This window comes from Salibaculum griseiflavum (genome assembly GCF_003129565.1).
GTDB classification, from domain to species: Bacteria; Pseudomonadota; Alphaproteobacteria; order Rhodobacterales; family Rhodobacteraceae; genus Salibaculum; species Salibaculum griseiflavum.
The window spans coordinates 126,206-144,608 of sequence record NZ_QETF01000006.1 but is presented as its reverse complement, the minus strand read 5'-3'; the positions used below and the strand labels follow the sequence as shown (position 1 = coordinate 144,608).

Annotated in this window: 23 protein-coding genes, 1 tRNA gene and 1 riboswitch; of the genes, 13 read left to right on the top strand and 11 right to left on the bottom strand. The window is 65.9% G+C overall.

Annotation, left to right across the window (positions count from 1 at the left end; all coding sequences use genetic code 11):
- Positions 1-13: 13 nt before the first annotated feature.
- Genes DFK10_RS07775 through mraZ form a run of 4 tightly spaced genes read right to left on the bottom strand, consistent with a single transcriptional unit; the run spans position 14 to position 3,638 of the window.
- Positions 14-1,795 (bottom strand): peptidoglycan D,D-transpeptidase FtsI family protein, encoded by a 1,782-nt coding sequence (locus DFK10_RS07775; protein WP_109388324.1) that lies wholly within the window; start codon positions 1,793-1,795, stop codon positions 14-16.
- Positions 1,792-2,151 (bottom strand): cell division protein FtsL, encoded by a 360-nt coding sequence (ftsL, locus tag DFK10_RS07770; protein WP_109388322.1) that lies wholly within the window; start codon positions 2,149-2,151, stop codon positions 1,792-1,794. The genes DFK10_RS07775 and ftsL overlap by 4 nt, the downstream gene beginning before the upstream one ends.
- Positions 2,151-3,128, bottom strand: a complete 978-nt coding sequence (gene rsmH, locus DFK10_RS07765) for a 16S rRNA (cytosine(1402)-N(4))-methyltransferase RsmH (RefSeq protein WP_109388320.1) — start codon at positions 3,126-3,128, stop codon at positions 2,151-2,153. The genes ftsL and rsmH overlap by 1 nt, the downstream gene beginning before the upstream one ends.
- 3 nt (positions 3,129-3,131) lie before the next feature.
- Positions 3,132-3,638: a division/cell wall cluster transcriptional repressor MraZ gene (gene mraZ / locus DFK10_RS07760; protein ID WP_109388318.1), complete on the bottom strand. Its 507-nt coding sequence runs from the start codon at positions 3,636-3,638 to the stop codon at positions 3,132-3,134.
- A 310-nt stretch (positions 3,639-3,948) separates the two neighbouring features.
- Here mraZ and DFK10_RS16225 point away from each other — a divergent pair, with 310 nt between their 5' ends.
- On the top strand, positions 3,949-4,179 hold the full coding sequence (locus tag DFK10_RS16225) for a hypothetical protein (protein ID WP_146193245.1): 231 nt from the start codon (positions 3,949-3,951) through the stop codon (positions 4,177-4,179).
- 37 nt (positions 4,180-4,216) lie between these two features.
- Here DFK10_RS16225 and DFK10_RS07755 read toward each other — a convergent pair whose 3' ends face one another.
- Positions 4,217-4,696, bottom strand: a complete 480-nt coding sequence (locus DFK10_RS07755; protein WP_109388316.1) for a GNAT family N-acetyltransferase — start codon at positions 4,694-4,696, stop codon at positions 4,217-4,219.
- Positions 4,693-5,781 carry an Mrp/NBP35 family ATP-binding protein gene (locus DFK10_RS07750; RefSeq protein WP_109388314.1) on the bottom strand — a complete coding sequence of 363 codons (1,089 nt, stop codon included), beginning with the start codon at positions 5,779-5,781 and terminating at the stop codon, positions 4,693-4,695. The genes DFK10_RS07755 and DFK10_RS07750 overlap by 4 nt, the downstream gene beginning before the upstream one ends.
- Positions 5,782-6,045: 264 nt before the next feature.
- Between DFK10_RS07750 and DFK10_RS07745 the strand changes: the two genes are divergently transcribed.
- On the top strand, positions 6,046-6,261 hold the full coding sequence (locus DFK10_RS07745) for a DUF1127 domain-containing protein (RefSeq protein WP_109388312.1): 216 nt from the start codon (positions 6,046-6,048) through the stop codon (positions 6,259-6,261).
- Positions 6,262-6,570: 309 nt separating this feature from the next.
- Here DFK10_RS07745 and DFK10_RS07740 read toward each other — a convergent pair whose 3' ends face one another.
- The gene (locus DFK10_RS07740) at positions 6,571-6,957 is read right to left on the bottom strand and encodes a DUF2147 domain-containing protein (RefSeq protein WP_109388310.1); all 387 of its coding nucleotides are present in this window, start codon (positions 6,955-6,957) and stop codon (positions 6,571-6,573) included.
- A 131-nt stretch (positions 6,958-7,088) separates the two neighbouring features.
- Here DFK10_RS07740 and hisA point away from each other — a divergent pair, with 131 nt between their 5' ends.
- Genes hisA through DFK10_RS07715 form a run of 5 tightly spaced genes read left to right on the top strand, consistent with a single transcriptional unit; the run spans position 7,089 to position 9,481 of the window.
- Positions 7,089-7,808, top strand: a complete 720-nt coding sequence (gene hisA, locus DFK10_RS07735; protein WP_109388308.1) for a 1-(5-phosphoribosyl)-5-[(5-phosphoribosylamino)methylideneamino]imidazole-4-carboxamide isomerase — start codon at positions 7,089-7,091, stop codon at positions 7,806-7,808.
- 4 nt (positions 7,809-7,812) lie between these two features.
- A complete protein-coding gene (locus DFK10_RS07730; RefSeq protein WP_109388306.1) occupies positions 7,813-8,109 on the top strand; it encodes a hypothetical protein in 297 nt (98 codons plus the stop codon).
- A gap of 3 nt (positions 8,110-8,112) precedes the next feature.
- The gene (gene hisF / locus DFK10_RS07725; protein WP_109388304.1) at positions 8,113-8,898 is read left to right on the top strand and encodes an imidazole glycerol phosphate synthase subunit HisF; all 786 of its coding nucleotides are present in this window, start codon (positions 8,113-8,115) and stop codon (positions 8,896-8,898) included.
- Positions 8,895-9,197, top strand: coding sequence for a phosphoribosyl-ATP diphosphatase (locus DFK10_RS07720; protein WP_109388302.1), 303 nt, complete (start codon positions 8,895-8,897; stop codon positions 9,195-9,197). Before hisF ends, DFK10_RS07720 begins: the two co-directional genes overlap by 4 nt.
- A complete protein-coding gene (locus DFK10_RS07715; RefSeq protein ID WP_109388300.1) occupies positions 9,194-9,481 on the top strand; it encodes a Dabb family protein in 288 nt (95 codons plus the stop codon). Before DFK10_RS07720 ends, DFK10_RS07715 begins: the two co-directional genes overlap by 4 nt.
- Before the next feature lie 64 nt (positions 9,482-9,545).
- Here DFK10_RS07715 and DFK10_RS07710 read toward each other — a convergent pair whose 3' ends face one another.
- The 4 genes from DFK10_RS07710 to rlmB form a co-directional block, all read right to left on the bottom strand.
- Complete coding sequence (locus DFK10_RS07710) at positions 9,546-10,013, bottom strand: CoA-binding protein (protein WP_109388298.1); 468 nt, start codon at positions 10,011-10,013, stop codon at positions 9,546-9,548.
- A 173-nt stretch (positions 10,014-10,186) separates the two neighbouring features.
- Positions 10,187-10,642, bottom strand: coding sequence for a YHS domain-containing (seleno)protein (locus DFK10_RS07705; protein ID WP_109388296.1), 456 nt, complete (start codon positions 10,640-10,642; stop codon positions 10,187-10,189).
- Between the two features lie 104 nt (positions 10,643-10,746).
- A complete protein-coding gene (locus DFK10_RS07700) occupies positions 10,747-11,073 on the bottom strand; it encodes a hypothetical protein (protein WP_109388294.1) in 327 nt (108 codons plus the stop codon).
- Positions 11,074-11,082: 9 nt separating this feature from the next.
- Complete coding sequence (rlmB, locus tag DFK10_RS07695; protein WP_109388292.1) at positions 11,083-11,853, bottom strand: 23S rRNA (guanosine(2251)-2'-O)-methyltransferase RlmB; 771 nt, start codon at positions 11,851-11,853, stop codon at positions 11,083-11,085.
- 107 nt (positions 11,854-11,960) lie between these two features.
- Here rlmB and DFK10_RS16460 point away from each other — a divergent pair.
- The 6 genes from DFK10_RS16460 (at position 11,961) to DFK10_RS07670 (ending at position 18,397) form a co-directional block, all read left to right on the top strand.
- A tRNA-Tyr gene (locus DFK10_RS16460) sits at positions 11,961-12,044 on the top strand.
- A gap of 200 nt (positions 12,045-12,244) precedes the next feature.
- Positions 12,245-13,510, top strand: coding sequence for a glycerate kinase type-2 family protein (locus tag DFK10_RS07690; RefSeq protein ID WP_109388443.1), 1,266 nt, complete (start codon positions 12,245-12,247; stop codon positions 13,508-13,510).
- A 33-nt stretch (positions 13,511-13,543) separates the two neighbouring features.
- Positions 13,544-13,756, top strand: a riboswitch (cobalamin riboswitch).
- Positions 13,757-13,891: 135 nt separating this feature from the next.
- Positions 13,892-15,796, top strand: coding sequence for a TonB-dependent receptor plug domain-containing protein (locus DFK10_RS07685; RefSeq protein ID WP_109388290.1), 1,905 nt, complete (start codon positions 13,892-13,894; stop codon positions 15,794-15,796).
- The gene (locus DFK10_RS07680; protein ID WP_109388288.1) at positions 15,796-16,656 is read left to right on the top strand and encodes an ABC transporter substrate-binding protein; all 861 of its coding nucleotides are present in this window, start codon (positions 15,796-15,798) and stop codon (positions 16,654-16,656) included. The genes DFK10_RS07685 and DFK10_RS07680 overlap by 1 nt, the downstream gene beginning before the upstream one ends.
- Positions 16,653-17,636, top strand: coding sequence for a FecCD family ABC transporter permease (locus DFK10_RS07675; RefSeq protein WP_109388286.1), 984 nt, complete (start codon positions 16,653-16,655; stop codon positions 17,634-17,636). Before DFK10_RS07680 ends, DFK10_RS07675 begins: the two co-directional genes overlap by 4 nt.
- Positions 17,633-18,397, top strand: a complete 765-nt coding sequence (locus DFK10_RS07670) for an ABC transporter ATP-binding protein (protein WP_109388284.1) — start codon at positions 17,633-17,635, stop codon at positions 18,395-18,397. Before DFK10_RS07675 ends, DFK10_RS07670 begins: the two co-directional genes overlap by 4 nt.
- Positions 18,398-18,403: the final 6 nt, after the last annotated feature.

Sequence of the window (18,403 nt, the reverse complement as noted above, 5' to 3'; positions counted from 1 at the left end):
GCTCGCCCCCGCCTCAGTTCGAGGTGAGTGTTACACCCACCGGGGTCAGGGTTTCAACGTCCGGCCGCATGTCCAGAAGCGGCGCGACGCGGCGGATCATCTCGGCGGCGACCGGCACGGCGGTCCAGCCAGCGGTGCGGCGGGTTTCGCCCAGCGCCTCGATCTGTGGCTCGTCCAGCGTGACGATCAGCACATATTCCGGATCATCGGCGGGAAAGACGCTGGCGAAGGTCGCGATTGTCTTGTCCTCGTAGTAGCCACCTGTGGGGCGCGGCTTGTCGGCGGTGCCGGTCTTGCCGCCCACCGCGTAACCCTCGACATCGCCGAAGGACGCGGTGCCCTCGGACACGACCTGGCGCAGCATCAGACGGGCGGCGGCGGAGACCTCTTCGCTGACCACGCGCGGGCCGCGCTGCGGCCGGTCCCGGCGCAGCAGGGTCGGCTCTACCCGCGTTCCACCATTGAGCAGGCTGGCATAGCCCGCCGCCAGGTGCAGCGGAGACGAGGACAGCCCGTGGCCATAGGAAATCGTCATCGTCGATATTTCGGACCAGTTGGGCGGCAGAAGCGGCACACCCGTGGGGGCCTCGACCATCTCCGCCGGGGTCGGTTCGAGGAATCCCAGCTGCCCGAGGAAATCGCGCTGACGTTCCGCGCCGATCGTCTGGGCGATACGCGCCGTGCCGATATTGGAGGATTTGACGATCACCTCGCTGACACTCAATTCGTCGCCGTAGTCGCGGAAATCGCGGATGCGGAACCGGCCCCAGGTCAGCGGCCCGCTGGTGTCGATCACCGTATCGGGATTGACGAGGCCAAGCTCCATCGCCTGCGCCACGGTGAAGATCTTGAAGACCGAGCCCAGCTCATAGACGCCCTGCACCGCGCGGTTGAACAGCGGGCTGTCGCCCTGGTCGCCCTCGGTCAGCACGCGCGGCCGGTCATTGGGGTCGAAATCGGGCAGCGACAACATCGAGATGACCTCGCCCGTATGAACGTCCATCAACACGCTGCTGGCGCCCTTGGCATTCATCAGCATCATGCCGCCCTGCAACACCCGTTCCGAGGCCGCCTGAACCGTCAGGTCCAGGGAAAGGTGTAGCGGCGCGCCCTCGTTGGCCGGGTCGCGCAACTGGTCATCGAAGAATTTCTCGACCCCGGCCACGCCGATCACCTCGGCGCTGCTGACGCCCTCGCGCCCGTAGGAAGCGCCGCCAAGGATATGCGCGGCCAGTGCCCCATTGGGATAAAGCCGCATCTCGCGCGGGCCGAAGAGCAGGCCCGGATCGCCGATATCATGCACCGCCTGCATCTGTTCGGGGCTGATCTCGCGGCGAATCCAAAGGAAGCGGCGCTCGCCGGTGAAGTCCTCCAGCAGTTCTTCGGCATCCAGTTCCGGGAAGATCGCGGCGAGTTCGGTCGCAGCCTTTTCGGGATCCACCATCTGGGGCGGCTGGGCATAGAGGCTATGGGTCTGCAGGTTGGTGGCCAGGATGCGCCCGTTTCGGTCCAGGATATCGGCGCGCTGGCCGATGATCGGATTGCCCCTCGCCTGGGCGGTGGGTTCCTCGGGCACGGTGCCGGCCAGCACGCCCATACGCAGTCCGATCGTGCAGAAGGCGAGGAAAAACATCCCCGCCAGCACCAGCAAGCGCCCCTCGGCGCGCTGACGGGCGCGGTCCTGCATCTGCTCATGCCGCAGACGGCGGTTCTCGGCTTCGATCCGGTCCGGATTCTCGCCCTGGTCGCGGGCCTTGAGGATACGTGCCAGCGGGCGCAGCGGCGTGCGGATCATGGCTGGTCCTCCTCGGCGGGGTCGTTGTCACTCGAGACTTCGATGGGGTTGGTGATCGGAAAGAGTGGCGCCGCCGGATAAGCGATCTGGGCGACCTTGCCGAAGGCGTCCGGCATCAACGGCAGCAGGCGCAGCCGCTCGAAATTCAGCTCCGCGAGGTCCCGCAGCCGGTCGGGACGGTTCAGATAGGCCCATTCGGCACGCAACACCTGCAGCCGTTCATGCGCCGTGCCGATCTCGCGATGCAGGTCGCGCACCTCGCGCATGGCTTCTTGCGTCGTGTAATTCTCGCGATAGGCCCAAAAGCCCAGCGCGACCACGGCAAGTGCAGAAAAGATATAAAGAAAAGAACGCATTACCTGTCCCTTTTCAACTGCGGCATCCCCAGCTTGCCGCGATCGACCGGCGCGGCGGGCGCGTCGGTGCGCCGCGCGACGCGCAGCTTGGCACTGCGGGCACGGGGATTGGCGGCCAGTTCGGACTCGTCCGGGCCAACCGCCTTCTTTGTCACGATCTCGAAGGCCGGCTTTTCTTGCTCGATATCAGGGGCATAGCGATTGACGCTCGCGCGTTTTCCGGCGCGTTCCTGGAAGAAACGCTTGACCATGCGATCCTCGACCGAATGGAAAGTTACGACGGCGAGGTGCCCGCCCGGCTTCAGCGCGCGTTCAGCGGCCATCAGGCCGTCGGCCAACTGCCCGTATTCGTCGTTCACCGCGATGCGGATCGCCTGGAAGGACCGCGTCGCCGGGTGGCTTTGCCCCGGCTTCGGGCGCGGCAGGCAGGACTCGATAACCCGGGCCAGCTGCAACGTTGTCTCGATGGGCGCGTCAGCGCGATGGGCCACGATTTTCCTGGCGATCCGTCGGCTCGCGCGTTCTTCGCCATAGGTGAACAGGACGTCGGCAATCTCCTGTTCGTCGGCGGTGTTGACGATATCGGCAGCGCTGGGGCCATCAGCCCCCATACGCATATCCAGCGGCCCGTCCTTCATGAAAGAGAAACCACGCTCGGCCTGGTCCAGCTGCATCGAGGAGACACCAAGGTCCAACACGATCCCGTCCAGATCACGGCCATAATCATCAAGATCGGAAAATGTGCCTTCGACCAGCTCAATACGCGGGTCGTCCTTGGCCCATTGTGCCATTTTGAAAACCGATGGATCTCGATCCACACCGATGACCCTGTCCGCACCGGCCGCCAGCAGTTCCCGCGTATAGCCGCCCGCGCCAAAGGTGCCATCCAGCCAGGTGCCCGAAATCGGCGCGCAAGCCGCGATCAGCGGCCCGATCAGAACGGGAATATGCGGGGTATCGTTGGCAGCGGCCCCCATCGTCTAGCCCTCGTCACCGAGTGGATCGATCAGGGTAAGGGGATCGAAGTCCTCGGGCAGACCATCCAGCCATTCCTCGGTCTCGGCGGCCTCGACCTCGTCATAGGTGGCGGCATTCCAGATCTCGAAATAATCCCCCATGGCGACCATCACGGCCTCGCCCTCCAGCCCGATCTGCTGGCGCAAGCGCTGGGGCAGGACGATGCGGCCATCCTTGTCGACCTCGGTATCCCAGGATTTGCCAAGGATCATGCGGCTGGCGCGCTTGCGCTCGACCGAGCCACGGGGAAGCTTGCGGATGCCCTCCTCGATCTCAGCCATGGCTTCGATCGTGTAGGCATGAAGACAGTTTTTAAGGTGCGGTCCGTGCAGCACGACCATGCGCGGCAGGGGGTTTTCCGGACAGCGCGGGTCGCCATCAACGAGCACAGCGCGAAAATCAGCCGGGACCGACATGCGGCCCTTGCTGTCAACCTTCTGGTTGAATTCGCCTCTGAAACTCAGAACCACTGCCCCGCGGTCCCCTCTCGCTGCCTCTCCCCCGCAGGTGGCTGAAACCGAAAACGGCGGATCGGACTGCTGCCACTGTCCGATCCGCCGCCCTCGTCCCGTTTCCGGGATGTCCGACTGCGCGCGCCACCTGGGGGGATGTCTGCTCGCTCGCGCGCCGGATCTCTTTGTTCAAGGAAAGCGGGTGCCTGTATGAAACCTGACTTTGTGTCGGTGGGGTCGTTTGGGTGCCCCGAAATGTCTTCCCGTCTTCCTTGTCCAAGTTTGTGCCATGGGAAAACATGGGAAGCAAAGGATTTTTTGGGAATGCATGGCACAACATGCTGATTTTCGCACTGCCTTAGAACAAGATGAAGTGGTGAAAATAGGATTTTCTTGGCATATAGAGTGGATTTATCTGCTCAAGACACCATATATAGGGCATTCGCAAAGGTTCCATGAAGTGCCGAAAAAATTGCACGACAACCTCACTAACCGGGTATTCCGGCAGGTTTCAAGGCAGATTCATGGGGTTCAGCCCCTCTTTCCCAGCTGGAAGTGATTCGAAATTCGGGCCTGTCCCAGGGTTTCCCACCCTGTCAGAGCGCCTTCCACATCACGTAGGCATCGACCGGCCCGAGCGCGGGGTGGTCGAAGGCCTCCGGCAAGGTGCCGACGATCCCGAAGCCCAGGGTTTCCCAGAGCCGCACCGCCCCTGTGTTCGAGGCCAGCACAAGGTTGAACTGCATGGCGCGATAACCCATCGCCCGCGCGCGCTCCTGCGAGTGCAGGCACATGGCCCGCGCCACGCCCCTGCCTCGGGCCGCCGTATCGGTGACATACCCGCAGTTGCAGACATGGGAGGCACCGCCGCCATGGTTCGTCTTTATGTAATATGTGCCCAGCAAACCGGCCTCTTCGGCCACGAAGGTCGCCGCGGGGCCATCGAGCCACATCGCCCGCGCCGCGCCCTCGGAAATGTCGCGGTCCACGGCATAGGTCTCTCCCGCCCGGAAGACCGGCTCCAGCATTGCCCAGATTGCGGGCCAGTCTGAGGCCACCGCCGGGCGGATGATCACCCCATTCCCCCGTCAACGAAGCGCCGGGCCAGTTCACCATAGGCCTTGCCCATGGCGCTGTCGGTCGCTGCGATGGGCACGCCGTTGTCGCCGGCCAGCCGCGTGTCCAGGTCGACCGGCAGGCTGGCCAGGAATGGCACGCCAAGTTTCTCGGCCTCTTTCGCGACACCGCCATGGCCGAACAGGTGCGCCTCGTGCCCGCAATTGGGGCAGATATAGGTGGACATGTTTTCGACCAGCCCGAGGATCGGCGTTTTCAGCGTGTTGAACATGTCGATCGCCTTGCGCGCATCCAGCAGCGCCACATCCTGTGGCGTGGACACGACCACCGCGCCGGTCAGATGGGTCTTCTGGCACAGGGTCAGTTGCACATCGCCGGTGCCCGGCGGCAGATCGACGATCAGCACATCCAGATCACCCCATTCCACTTGGGTCAGCATTTGTTGCAGCGCCCCCATCAACATGGGGCCGCGCCAGACCACGGCCGTATCCGGGTCGACCATCAGCCCGATGGACATGACCGTGACGCCATGCGCCTGAAGCGGGATGATCGTTTTGCCGTCGGGGCTGGCCGGGCGTTTGCTGACGCCCATCATGCGTGGCAGGCTGGGGCCGTAGATATCGGCGTCCAGAAGGCCGACCTTGCGCCCCTCGCGGGCAAGCGCAACGGCAAGGTTCGAGGCGACGGTGGATTTCCCCACCCCGCCCTTGCCGGATCCCACGGCGATGATCCGATCCACACCCGGCACGCCCTGCGGTCCCGACTGCGGCGTCGGGTGCCGCCCGATCTTGAGGCTTGGCGGCTCGCCGGCAGGGGCCTTCTTCGGGGCGGCGGCGGGGCCATGGGCGGTCAGCAGCGCCGAAACGCTTTCCACACCGTGCACCTGTTTCACCGCCGCTTCGGCGGCCTGCCGCACGGGCTCCATGCCCTGCGCCGCTTCGGGCGACGGCGCCTCGATCACGAAACGCACCGCAGCGCCGTCCACGGTAACCGCGCGCACCAGGTCCCGCGAAACCAGATCGCCGCCATCAGGCAGGGTCAGACGTGACAGGACATCCAGTACCGATTCCTTGGTGACAGACATGAAAGCCCCCTTTTGCTGTATCCCGGATACATAATTCGCCTCAAAGCCCTGCAACAGATGTCACGAATTGAGCGGAGAGCAAAGCTTCCCCTACGTTATCCTGCCCAATGTGCACAGGTGCCTGAATTTCAAGCACATCCCCATGCACTTTCTGCATAGCAGCATTGACCAATCGGAGGATTGTGCAATTGCAGCATTCGCCTATCTTCAGTCTCGAACGACGCAGAACGCTCCGAAACGAAAACCGAAACGAAAGAGGCCACCATGGCACACATTACCGATATCCGCGTTCACGGCCCCTCCCTCTCGGAGCGGTTTGCCAGACTGCGCGAAGCCCTCGCCCTGCGCGCCGCAAAGCGCAAGGTCTACCGCACCACTTACGATGAACTGTCCCGCGTCAGCGACCGCGATCTCGCGGATATGGGCATTCACCGTTCGATGATCCCCGGCATCGCCCAACAGGCTGCCGAAGAACTGTAATTCAAGAATCGGGGCTTCTCTCCTCCTCCCTGAAGCCCTGAAACAGGTGTTCCGCTCTCTCCTCCTCCCTGAGCGGCGCACCGAACAGAAGACGCGGCGGTGCCTCTCCTCCTCCCTGGCATCGCCGCACCTTCACCCAAGTTAGGATCGTTCGGCCTCTCCTCCTCCCTGGTCGGACGTGACACGAAGAAGCGGTGGCGCCCCTCCTCCTCCCTGGCGTCACCGCTTTTTTCGTTTTCAGCCGCCAGAAAGCCGAAACGGGCAACCTCAGTGCCCCGGAGACACCCGCTGCGAAATTCGGCCCCAGCCTTACTGGATGCGCGCCCAGGTCTGATTTGCGCAGATCAATCCGCCGAGGACGCAGCCCCTCAGGCTCAGCCGATCACCGTTCAGGTCCATCTTGCCGATATAGATCTTGTCGTTCGAGGGGCGCCACACGCTGCCCTCGTAGGACCCGCCGCCTTGCGGCACCATGTCGATGACGATCTGGCGGCCGATATTCTCGGACTGGTATTCGCCATCGGAGTTGAAGGTCCGGCTGATCGTCCCGCAAACCGCGCTGCCACAGGTCGACATGGTCACGTAGGCATAGGCGCGATCGTCCACCTGGGTCTGCCAGATCCCCTCGGCAGGGTCGGCTGCGGCAAGCGATGCGAACCCCGCAAGGGCTGCGGCAAGGGTCAGTGTCTTTTTCATCTTTCTTTCCTCCCAGAAACTGGGCCACAGCCTGTGCCGAGGACCGTGGTCCGATCAAGGCTGACGTGGGGTCGCGTTGCATCCGCGCCCGCGTCGTGCATAAGGGCCGAAAACCCGCCGGAGACTCCGCCATGATCCTGTATCCAGCCATCGACCTCAAGGACGGCCACGCCGTGCGCCTGCTGCGCGGCGACATGGAGAAATCCACCACCTTCAACGAGGACCCCGCCGCCCAGGCCCGCGATTTCGTCAAGGCCGGGTGCGAATGGCTGCACCTTGTGGACCTCAACGGCGCCTTTGCCGGCAGCCCCGTCAATGCCGCCCCGGTCGAGGCGATCCTGCGCGAGTGCAATGTGCCGGCCCAGCTTGGTGGCGGTATCCGCGACATGGCCACGATCGAGATGTGGCTGTCCAAGGGGCTTGAACGGGTGATCCTGGGCACCGTGGCCGTGGAAAACCCCGACCTGGTGCGCGAAGCCGCCCGCGCCTTCCCCGGCCATGTCGCCGTGGGCATCGACGCGCGCCAGGGCCGCGTCGCCACCAAGGGCTGGGCCGAGGAAACCGACGTGGACGCCACCGACCTTGCCAAATCCTTCGAAGATGCGGGCGTGGCGGCCATCATCTACACCGACATCGACCGCGACGGGGCCATGGGCGGCCCCAATATCCCGGCGACCGAGGCGCTGGCCCGCGCCGTCAGCATTCCCGTCATCGCATCGGGCGGTGTTTCGTCGCTCGACGATCTGGCAGCGCTCAAGGCTACGGGGGCAATCTCCGGCGCCATTTCGGGCCGCGCGCTCTATGACGGGGCGATCGACCTGGGCGCGGCGCTCGATCTGCTGCGGGGCTGACGCCTTGGGCCGCACCCTGCGCCTGCTCGGGCTGGCCACCCTGCTTGTCGGTCTCGTCCCCGTGGTCCTGCCGCTTTCGGCCAGCACGTTGGCCAGCGTCCTTGAGGGATGCTCCGTGAACGAGGCCGGCAGCACCGGCTGCATCCTGTTCGGCCGGTCCATCAACGGCCCGATGGCGGCCAGTTACCGCCTGCTCTGGGCGATACCGCCCGGTCTCCTGCTGGCGCTGATCGGGTTCTTCCTTCTGCTGGCAGGCTGGGGCATAAGACGCACCGAGACCCGTCGCGCAAAACACCGGTAGCCCATGCTCAAGACCCGCATCATCCCCTGCCTCGACGTGGCCGATGGCCGCGTGGTCAAGGGCGTTAACTTCGTCGACCTGATCGACGCGGGCGACCCCGTGGATGCCGCTCGCGCCTATGACGCGGCCGGCGCCGACGAGTTGTGTTTCCTCGACATTCACGCCACCCATGAAAACCGTGGCACCATGTATGACCTCGCCACCCGTACGGCCGAACAGGTCTTCATGCCGCTGACCATCGGCGGCGGCGTGCGCAGCCACGAGGACGTGCGCAAACTGCTTCTGGCCGGCGCCGACAAGGTCAGCTTCAACTCCGCCGCCGTGGCCAACCCCGATGTATTGACCGAGGCCGCCCTGCGGTTCGGCTCGCAATGCATCGTCTGCGCCATCGACGCCAAGACAGTGGAACCGGGGGACCCACGAAACGGGCGTCCGGCCCGATGGGAAATCTTCACCCATGGCGGGCGCAAGCCCACCGGGATCGACGCCGTCGAATTCGCCGTCACCGCCGCCGAGAAAGGCGCCGGGGAAATCCTGCTGACCTCGATGGACCGGGACGGAACCAAGGCGGGTTTCAACCTGCCGCTGACCCGCGCGATCGCGGACGCGGTCAATATCCCCGTCATCGCCTCGGGCGGCGTCGGCACGCTGGATCACCTTGTCGAGGGCGTCACCGAGGGCCATGCCAGCGCCGTTCTCGCCGCCTCGATCTTCCATTTCGGCACCTACACCATCGCCGAGGCCAAGGCCCATATGGCCGCCGCCGGCATCCCCATGAGAATGACATGAGCCTGACAGATCTTGCCGCCACCATCGCCGCCCGCAAGGGGGCCGACCCCGACACCAGCTGGACCGCCAGGCTGCTGTCCAACCCCGACAAGGCCGCCGAGAAATTCGGCGAGGAATCGGTCGAGGCGATCATCGAAGCGGTCAGAAACGACCGCGAGCGGCTGACCGCCGAAGCCGCGGACGCGCTCTATCACCTGCTGGTCATGTGCGCCGCGCGGGGTGTGACACTTTCGGACATTGAAGCGGAACTTGCCAGTCGCCAGAAGCAAAGCGGTATCGAAGAGAAGGCCAACCGATGATCCGCCATATCGTGTTCTTTTCCGCCAGGGATCCGGCGGATGTGCAGAAGATCGAGGACGGGCTGAACATGCTTGCCACGATCCCCGAACATGACACGTTCGAAGTGCGCCGGTCCCTCAATGCGGACCAACTGACAGGCAACGCGGTCGACGTGGTGGTCTATGCCGAATTCGCCGATGACGCGGCCCTCGCGCGATACAAGGCGCACCCCACCTACCAGGCCTGCATCGACGTGGTGCGCCCCATGCGCGAATTGCGCCTGGCGGCCGACATCGAATCCTGACCCTTTCTCTGGACCGGTAAATATCCCGGGGTGAATTGGCCGCAGGCCAAGAGGGGCAGCGCCCCTAGAGCATGGACGAGATGCGCCCGGTATTGATCCCGCCGCGCGACAGCTCGCCGCACAGGCGCTGGTATTCCATCTTGGGGCACAGATCCATGACCACGTCGACGCCGCGCGCCTCGGCCTTGGTCGCCGCGCCCTCATGGACGACACCGATCTGCATCCAGATCGTCTGCAGGTCCGGCCACCGCGCCAGCGCCTCGTCCACGATGGGTGGCACCGCGTCGGAGCGGCGGAAGATATCGACCATGTCCACGTCATCGGGCACGTCCGACAGGCTGGCATGGACCGTCTCGCCCAGCACTTCCTGGCCCGCCAGGCCCGGATTGACCGGGATCACCCGATAGCCCTTCAGCCCCAGGTAGCGGGCCACGAAATAGGACGGGCGCACCGGGTTCGCGCTGACCCCGACGATGGCGATGGTATGGGCACGGTCGAGAATCCGGCGCAGATGCGAGTCGCTGTATGTCATGGCCGCAGGCTAGCCCGCACGGGGCGAAGAAAAAAGCGCCCAAGGTGGGAACCTTGGGCGCACAGGTACGGAACGAGGGACAGTGAGAGAAGCAAGGCGTTCCGCGCTCTTGCTTCATTGCCTTACATAAGTAGGCGCCATGCCGGAAAAAGGCCGCTCAGGAAAATGTGAACTCAGCCCAGGATGCCCGGCCAGTTCTCCTGCCCCTTTGCGATATTGCCCTCGACATCCTGCAACCAGAGCGCACGCGCCCGCAGGTTGGCGTTCAGGTAGAGGCGGTCTTGATGCAGCGTCCAGGCCTCGGGGATCGTCGGCGCGAGATAGCCGCGCGAGGCCGCGAAGGCGCAATAACCGCCGAATACCGGGGCGAAGCGCTCCGGGTCGCGTTCGAAAGCCCGGCGGTTGGCGTCATCGGCGAAATACCACATGGCCCCGCGCCACATCAGCCGATGCGCGGCCAGGCCTCCGACCGGCCCGGCACCCTCGAAATAGGCGACCGGATCGGCGCCGTTGATCGCCATGTCGTCGGTGCTGAAAATCTCGGGCTCGCGCGCCAGCGCCCGGCTTCCCAGGGTCAGGGAGAGCGGGGCACAAAGCGCTCCAGCCAAAAGTGTGCGGCGTGTCGGCATGATGGATCGGGTCCCGTTGTCTAGCATCTCGGTCAATCTGAGCGCCCCGGCCGCCCGGGGAAAGACCTGTGACAGCCTGCTCGCCGGGACGTGATGCGGGGTGATCAGTCGAAGATGTCTTCGACCACGTCCCAGATCTCTTCGAATATCTTCTTCGCGCGCTTGCCGCCCTTGCGTTTCTTCTTGCGCTTCGGCCGTTCCGGGCGCCCCCAGTCCGCCTTGGGGTGGGTCGGCCTCGGGGCCGGGCGGGCGGGCGTCGCCCGTGGCGCGGTTGCCCCGGCCGGCCCTGATCCAGACATCGGCATCTGCTTGAGATCATGCAGCGGCGCCCCGCAGCTGGAACAGGCCAGCTCGTGCCGGTCGCGCCCTTTCAGGACCAGCGCAGCACGGGTGCCGCAGTAACAGCAGGTGGCGATCTTTCGGGCGGGCATGGGCTCTCCTCAGCGCTGCTGACTTGCATATAGGGCAACCGCCGCCGCGTTGGAGACATTGAGCGACCCGAACGGCCCCGCGAAGTCGATTTTCACCAGTTTGTCGCAGGTGGCCCGGGTTTTCTCGCGCAATCCCGGCCCCTCCGCGCCCAGGACCAGCGCCACCGGGCGGTCCGTCTGCCCCGCCAGGGCCGTTTCGATACTGTCCCCGGCCTCGCCGGCCAGGCCCAGCACGAGGTAACCTATGGCTTTCAGCTCTTCCATGGCGGCGGCGAGGTTCTTCACCCGCAGGTAGGGCTGACGTTCCAGTGCGCCCGAGGCCGTCTTGGCCAGGGCCCCGGTCTCGGGGGCCGAATGACGCTGCACCGCGATCACCGCCTTTGCGCCGAACACCTCGGCCGAGCGCAGGATCGCGCCCACGTTATGCGGGTCGGTCACCCGGTCCAGCAGAACCACCCGCGCAGCACCGTCCGGATAGCAGGCATCGGCCAGCTTGCCCCAATCGAGCGGCCTGACCTCCAGTGCCGCGCCCTGATGCACCGATTGCGGGTCGATGGGGGCCGCGAACCTGCGCGCATCACTGATTTCGGGGGCGGGGCCATGGGCCACCGCCTCGCCCAGCCGGTCCAGCGCGTTCTTGGTCACGACGAGCCGCAATTTTTCGCGGGCCGGGTTCATCAGCGCATCGCGCACCGCGTGAATGCCGAACAGCCAGACGGTTTCTGCCGCGGCCTTGCGCCGGGCCTGTTCCTTCTCGACGACCCATTTGGGTTTCTTCATGGCGCTCTCCTTTTCCCCGTCATGGGGCGGTCTGTGAAAAACCGCAAGGGCGCGGGGCAAAATGGTGTTGACGGCCCAAAGCCCCAAGGCTATCCACCCCCAGCGTCGGGCGACGAGCTGCAAGGTGCGGCAGCGGACTGTAACTCCGCCGGGGAGACCCATGCCTGGTTCGATTCCAGGGTCGCCCACCATTTCCCCCCATCAGATCCCCTTCCGCCTCGGTGCGGGACTGCCCGTTCTGCGACTACTCAGGGCCGGCGCCTTGGCGGATGGCGGCGGCGAGGGGGCGCTGCCCCCGTCGGCCATGGGCCGACTCACCCGCGGTATCCATGCCCCAAGGAAACCGGGTTTGGGGCTTTATGCGCGAAACGCTTTGGGCAATATCGCTGATATGGATGACAGAGAGACCGACACCGCCCTTCTGCGACGGTTGTTCGACCGCGCGGTCGAAGTGGCCGACCCGATGCGCAGCCTGGCCGCGCATCTGCCGCCGAAACCCGGCGGGCGGGTCGTGGTCATCGGCGCGGGCAAGGCCAGCGCCCGCATGGCCGAGGCGGTCGAGGCCGCGTGGGGCCCGTGCGAGGGGCTGGTCATCACCCGCTATGGCCACGCCCGCCCCTGCCAGGGCATCGAGGTCGTCGAGGCCGCTCATCCGGTACCCGATGCAGCCGGGGTGGCGGCGACGCGGCGGATGCTGGCGCTTGTTGCAGGGCTGGGTGCAGATGATTTCGTCCTGGCGCTGATCTCCGGGGGCGGGTCGGCCCTGCTTTGTGCCCCGGCCAAGGGGCTGACCCTGAGCGACAAGCAGGCCGTGGCCCGCGACCTGCTGGCCAGCGGTGCCCCGATTTCCGAGATCAACGGCGTGCGCAAGCAACTTTCGGCGGTCAAGGGCGGGCGGCTGGCGGCTGCGGCCTACCCGGCGCGGATGCTGGCGCTGATGGTTTCGGATGTCCCTGGCGACGATCCCGCTCATATCGCGAGCGGCCCCACGGTCGGCGATGCCGGCGATGTTGTCCGGGCCGCAGAGGTTCTGGCGGACTGGGGCGTGACGCCACCACCGGCGGTCGCGGCACATCTGGCCAAAGGTGGCGCACCGGTGCGGCCGGATGATCCGCGCTTGTCGCGGGTGGAGAATGTCGTTTACGCCGCCCCTTCGCAATCGCTGGAGGCCGCGGCGGTTCTGGCCCGCTCCGAGGGGATTGAAGTGATGCTTCTGGGCGCCGATATCGAAGGCGAGGCGCGCGATGTGGCCGACCAGCACGCCACGCTGGCCCTGGGCCTGCAGCGCAGCCGGGGCGGCGGGACGGCCCCGCCCCTGCTGATCCTCTCGGGCGGCGAGTTGACCGTGACCCGGCGCGGCGACGGCAGCGGCGGGCCAAACGCGGAATACTGCCTCGCGCTGGCGCTGGCACTGGCCGGCGCGCCGGGCATCCACGCCCTCGCCTGCGACACCGACGGGGTCGATGGCATCGCCGAGGTGGCCGGTGCCACGATCACCCCCGACACAGTTGCGCGGGCCCGCGCCATGAAACTGGACCCGGACAGTGCCCTGGCCCGCAACGACGCGCATGGGTTCTTCGGCGCACTGGGCGACCAGGTCGTGACCGGCCCCACCCTGACCAACGTGAACGACTTCCGCGCCATCCTGATCCGTTAGCGCTTAACCCTTTACAGACTCGGATTCGCGCTATATCGCCGGGGTTGCTTCGGTCTCGGGCGGTGTGCCGTCCGGGTAATAGGGAACTGCGGTGCGGCCATGAAGATGGCCAAATCCGCGACTGCCCCCGCAACTGTGAGCGGAGAGCGATGCCGGCATATGCCACTTCGGGCCACACGCCCGAGGGAAGGCCCGGCAAAGCGATGACCCGCAAGTCAGGAGACCTGCCGAAGTGATCACCCTATCCGGGCGCGGGGCGCGCCATGGATAACGGACCTTCCGTCGTGGTGGCATTTCAAGCCGTGCGCGGGAGGAGTGCGTTCTCCCCCGATCACAAGACAAGAATGGGCCGAAACCGGCCCGAGAACGATTGGGACGACCATGACCAGACAAATCCTTTGGGCCACCACCGCCCTTGTTGCATTCGCATCCCCGCTGGCCGCGCAGGACGCGTTCGAATTGGACGAGATCTTCGTGTCCGGCGCGCTGACGCCAACCGACACGACCCGCCTTGGCCGCGCCGTCACGGTTGTGACCGCCGAAGAGATCGCCACCCGTGGCCTGACCTCGGTGCAGGAGGTGCTGCGCGCCCTGCCCGGCGTCTCGGTCAGCAGCGCCGGGTCCAGCCTGACGCAGGTCCGCATGCGCGGCGGCGAAGCCAATCACGTCCTGGTCCTGATCGACGGCGTCCAGGCCGCGGGCGGCGACGGTGAATACACCTTCTCGGCGCTGGAGACCGCCAATATCGAGCGGGTCGAGGTGCTGCGCGGGCCGCAATCGGTGGCTTTCGGCTCGGGCGCCTCGGCCGGGGTCATCAACATCATCACCCGCAACAGCACCGGCGGCAGCCGCGCCGAAGTGGCGGCGAGGGTGGGCAACGGCTACGAGGTGTCGATCTTCGCGGCCGAGCGCGGTGAGCAGGGCGGGCTGTCCTTCGGCGCGGTCCGCTCGGTCGACAACGGGTATGATTATTCCGGTGACGGTGGGGAGAAGGACTACACCAACCGACTGACCTATACCTTTGACGCCGACTACCAGGTGACCGACAGTCTGACGCTCGAATTCAGCTTGCGCAACTCGGCCGAAGACTACGCGTTGGACGGATCGAACGGTTCGGCAACCTCGGCTGAGGAATATGTCGTCGACGACCCCGACACCACCGCACGCCGGACCGAGCTTCTGGCCCGGCTGGCCGCGCGGCTGGACATGATGGACGGCCGGATGACCCACGAACTGGCCTATGAATATACCGAAAACGAACGCGACCTCGGTTTCTTCGCGACCCTGACCGAGGCGACCGTTCTGGATTACCAGATGGACTTCGCGCTGGACGGGTTGGATACCGACAGCGCCGATCAGCTGGCGACGCTCTATATCAGCGCGGAATCCGACCGCAGTTCCTCCAACCCTGATTACGGCCGCGACACGGTTTCCTACGCCGTCGAATACAAGGGCAGCTATGCCAACGGGCTGGACGTTCAGGCCGGTATGCGGTTCGACGACAACACGCAATTCGCCGACAGCACCGTTTGGAATACGGCCCTGTCCTATACCTTTGCCTCGGGCATCCGCCTGCATGGCTCGGCCGGAACCGGCGTGGTCTATCCCAGCTATTTCGAGCTTTACGACAACTACTTCCCGTCCTTCACGCCGGGCACTTCGAATTCGCAGTATAATGGAAACCCGGACCTGACGCCGGAACGCAACCGGTCTTTCGATATCGGGATCGAGATCCCGGTGATGGGCGGGGCAGGATTGGTCGATATCACCTATTTCAACGAGGTGCTTCAGGACGAGATCCAGACCGAGTTCGTCTCCTATGACGGCGGCACCGATACCCAGATCTACACCTTCTCGAACCAGGAGGGCGAAAGCACCCGCGAGGGGGTCGAGATCGCCGGGGAACTGGCCGCAAGCGACCGTCTGGACCTGCGCCTGTCCTATACCTACCTCGATGCGCGCAATCCTGATGGATCGGTCGAAATCCGCCGCCCGAAACACGAACTCAGCCTCGGGGCGACGCTCGACACGTTTGGCGGGCGCGGCGATGTCAGCGCCGACCTGCGGCACGTGTCCGGCAATTTCGATACGCAGTTCTGGGGCAGCTATGAAACCCTCGAACTGCCCGCGATCACCACGGTGGATATCGCGGCCCGCTATGACCTGACCGACACGGTCAGCCTCGACGCGCAAATCACGAACCTGTTCGACAACACCAACAGCGACACCTGGGGCTACGCCAATCGCGGGCGCGAGGTGTCAGTCGGCCTGAAGGCCCGGTTCTGATGAACCGGCGCGGGTCGCATATCGTGACCCTTTTTGCCGGGGCGGTGCTGGTCGCCGCCCCGGTCCTGGCGCAGGACGAGGCGCCGCAGCGTGTCGTTTCCATGAACCTGTGCACCGACCAGCTGGCGATGATGCTGGCGGACGAGGGGCAGCTCTATTCCGTCTCCTACCTGTCCCAGCAGGACCGTGGCTCGGCCATGGTCGAGGAGGCCCGCAAATACGTGCCCAACCGGGCGCTGGCCGAGGAAATCTACCTCATGGATCCGGACCTGGTGATCGCGGGCTCATTCTCGGCCCGGGTCACGCTGGACATGTTGCGGCGGCTGGACGTGCCCGTAGTCGTGTTTGACCCGTCGAGCAGCCTGTCGGACATTCCCGACCGGATCACGCAGATGGGCGCGGTGCTGCACCAACAGGACAAGGCCGCCCGCATGGTCGATGAGTTCAATGCCGCGCTGGCCGACCTGGCCGCAATGGCCCCGCACGAGGGCGCGCGTCCCAGCGCCGCGCTCTATTCCGCGAATGGCTGGTCCTCGGGCAGCGCGACCCTGCCCGGCCAGATCGTCGCCGCTGCCGGGTTCGACCTGGTGGCGGACGAATATGGCATGGCCTGGGGCGGGTTCCTGCCCCTGGAATTGCTGGCCATGTCCGACCCCAATGCGGTGATCACCGGCCAGCCCTACCCTGCCGCGTCCCGGGCCGAGGAAATCCTCGACCATCCCGTTGTCACCGACCTCAAAGAGGGCCGCATGCAGGGGATCGTCAGCGACCAGGACTGGTCCTGCGGGACACCCTTCGTGCTGGGTGCGATCGAACGGCTGTCAACGGCACGCCAGACCGCAACAGAGGCCCCACAATGACCCGGCTGATGCTGATCCTGGCGGGCCTCGTGCTTGCGCTGTTCGCCGGGGCGCTGGTGATCGGGCCGGCCAATGCGCCCTATTGGGACAGCCTGTCGGCGCTATTCGTCGATGACGGAACGCCGCTGACGCTGGTCATGCGCGAAATCCGCCTGCCCCGCGCGATCCTGGCGCTGGCCATCGGCGCCAGCCTTGGCATGGCGGGGGCGGCGATGCAGGGCTACCTGCGCAACCCGCTGGCCGATCCCGGGCTGATCGGCGTGTCATCCTCTGCCGCGCTGGGCGCGGTGATCGCGCTTCAGACGGGCCTGGCCGCGGCCTATGCCTTCGGCCTGCCGCTGGCCGCGCTGGTCGGGGCGGTGCTTGGCGTGCTGCTGGTCCTGGCGCTGGCCGGGCCGCGCGGCGCCTCGATCACGCTGATCCTGGCGGGGATCGTGGTTTCGGCGCTGGCCGGCGCGCTGACCTCGCTTGTGCTGAACCTCTCGCCCAATCCCTTCGCCGCCTCGGAAATCGTGTTCTGGATGATGGGGTCGCTGGCTGACCGGTCGATGGACCATGTCTGGCTGGCCCTGCCCCTGATCGGGCTGGGGTTGGCCCTGCTGGCCACACTGGCCCGCGGGCTGGACGCTCTGACCCTGGGCGAAGACGCGGCCCAAGCGCTGGGGATCAACCTGACCCGTCTGCGGCTGGCGCTGGTGGTGGGCACGGCGGCCGTTGTAGGCGCCTCGACCGCCGTGGCGGGCACCATCGGCTTCGTCGGCCTTGTCGTGCCGCACCTGTTGCGCCCCTTCGTGGGCGCGCGGCCCGGCGCCCTGCTCTGGGCTTCGGCCCTGGGCGGCGCCGCGATGCTGCTGGCCGCCGATATTCTCGTCCGCGTGGTGCTGCCGACCAAGGACCTGAAGCTCGGCGTCGTCACGGCCCTGGTCGGTGCACCGCTCTTCCTGCACCTGATCTACAAGACCCGGAGGCAGATGGCATGACCCTGCTGAGTGTCTCGGGCCTGACGATCCAGCGCCGCAAGCGCACGATCCTGCGCGATGTGAGTTTTTCCGTCGGCCCCGGCGAGCTGGTCGGCCTGATCGGCGCCAACGGGGCGGGCAAGACCACCCTGATGCGGGCCGTGTTGGGCCTTTTGCCGGCCGAAGGCGACAGCAGCCTTGCCGCGCTGCCTCAAAAGGCGCGCGCGCAACAGGCCGCCTGGATGCCCCAGGCCCGCGAGGTCGCCTGGCCGGTCAGCGTGGAACGCCTGATCTCGCTTGGCCGGCTGCCGCATCTGGCGGCGGGTCAGGCCATCGGCGCGGCGGATCGCGCGGCCATCGACGGCGCCATCGCCGATATGGGGCTGGAGCCTTTTCGGCACCGGACCGCCACCAACCTGTCCGGGGGCGAGCTGGCCCGCGTGCTGATCGCCCGGACGCTGGCGCAGGACACGCCGCTGGTCCTCGCGGATGAACCCATCGCCGGCCTGGACCCGGCCCACCAGATCCAGACCATGCGCCTTTTCGCTGGGCTGGCCCAGGCCGGGCGTTCGGCGATTGTGTCGATCCACGATCTTGGCCTTGCGGCGCGCCACTGCACCCGGCTGATCCTGCTGGGCGAAGGCCGACTTGTCGCCGATGGCGCCCCCGGCGACGTTCTGACGCCAGACAACCTGACAGACCATTTCAACATTACCGCGCATTTCGCCCGGAGCGAGGCCGGGCTGATCTTTCAACCGCTCGACGTCGTGGGGATGGACTGAACCGAT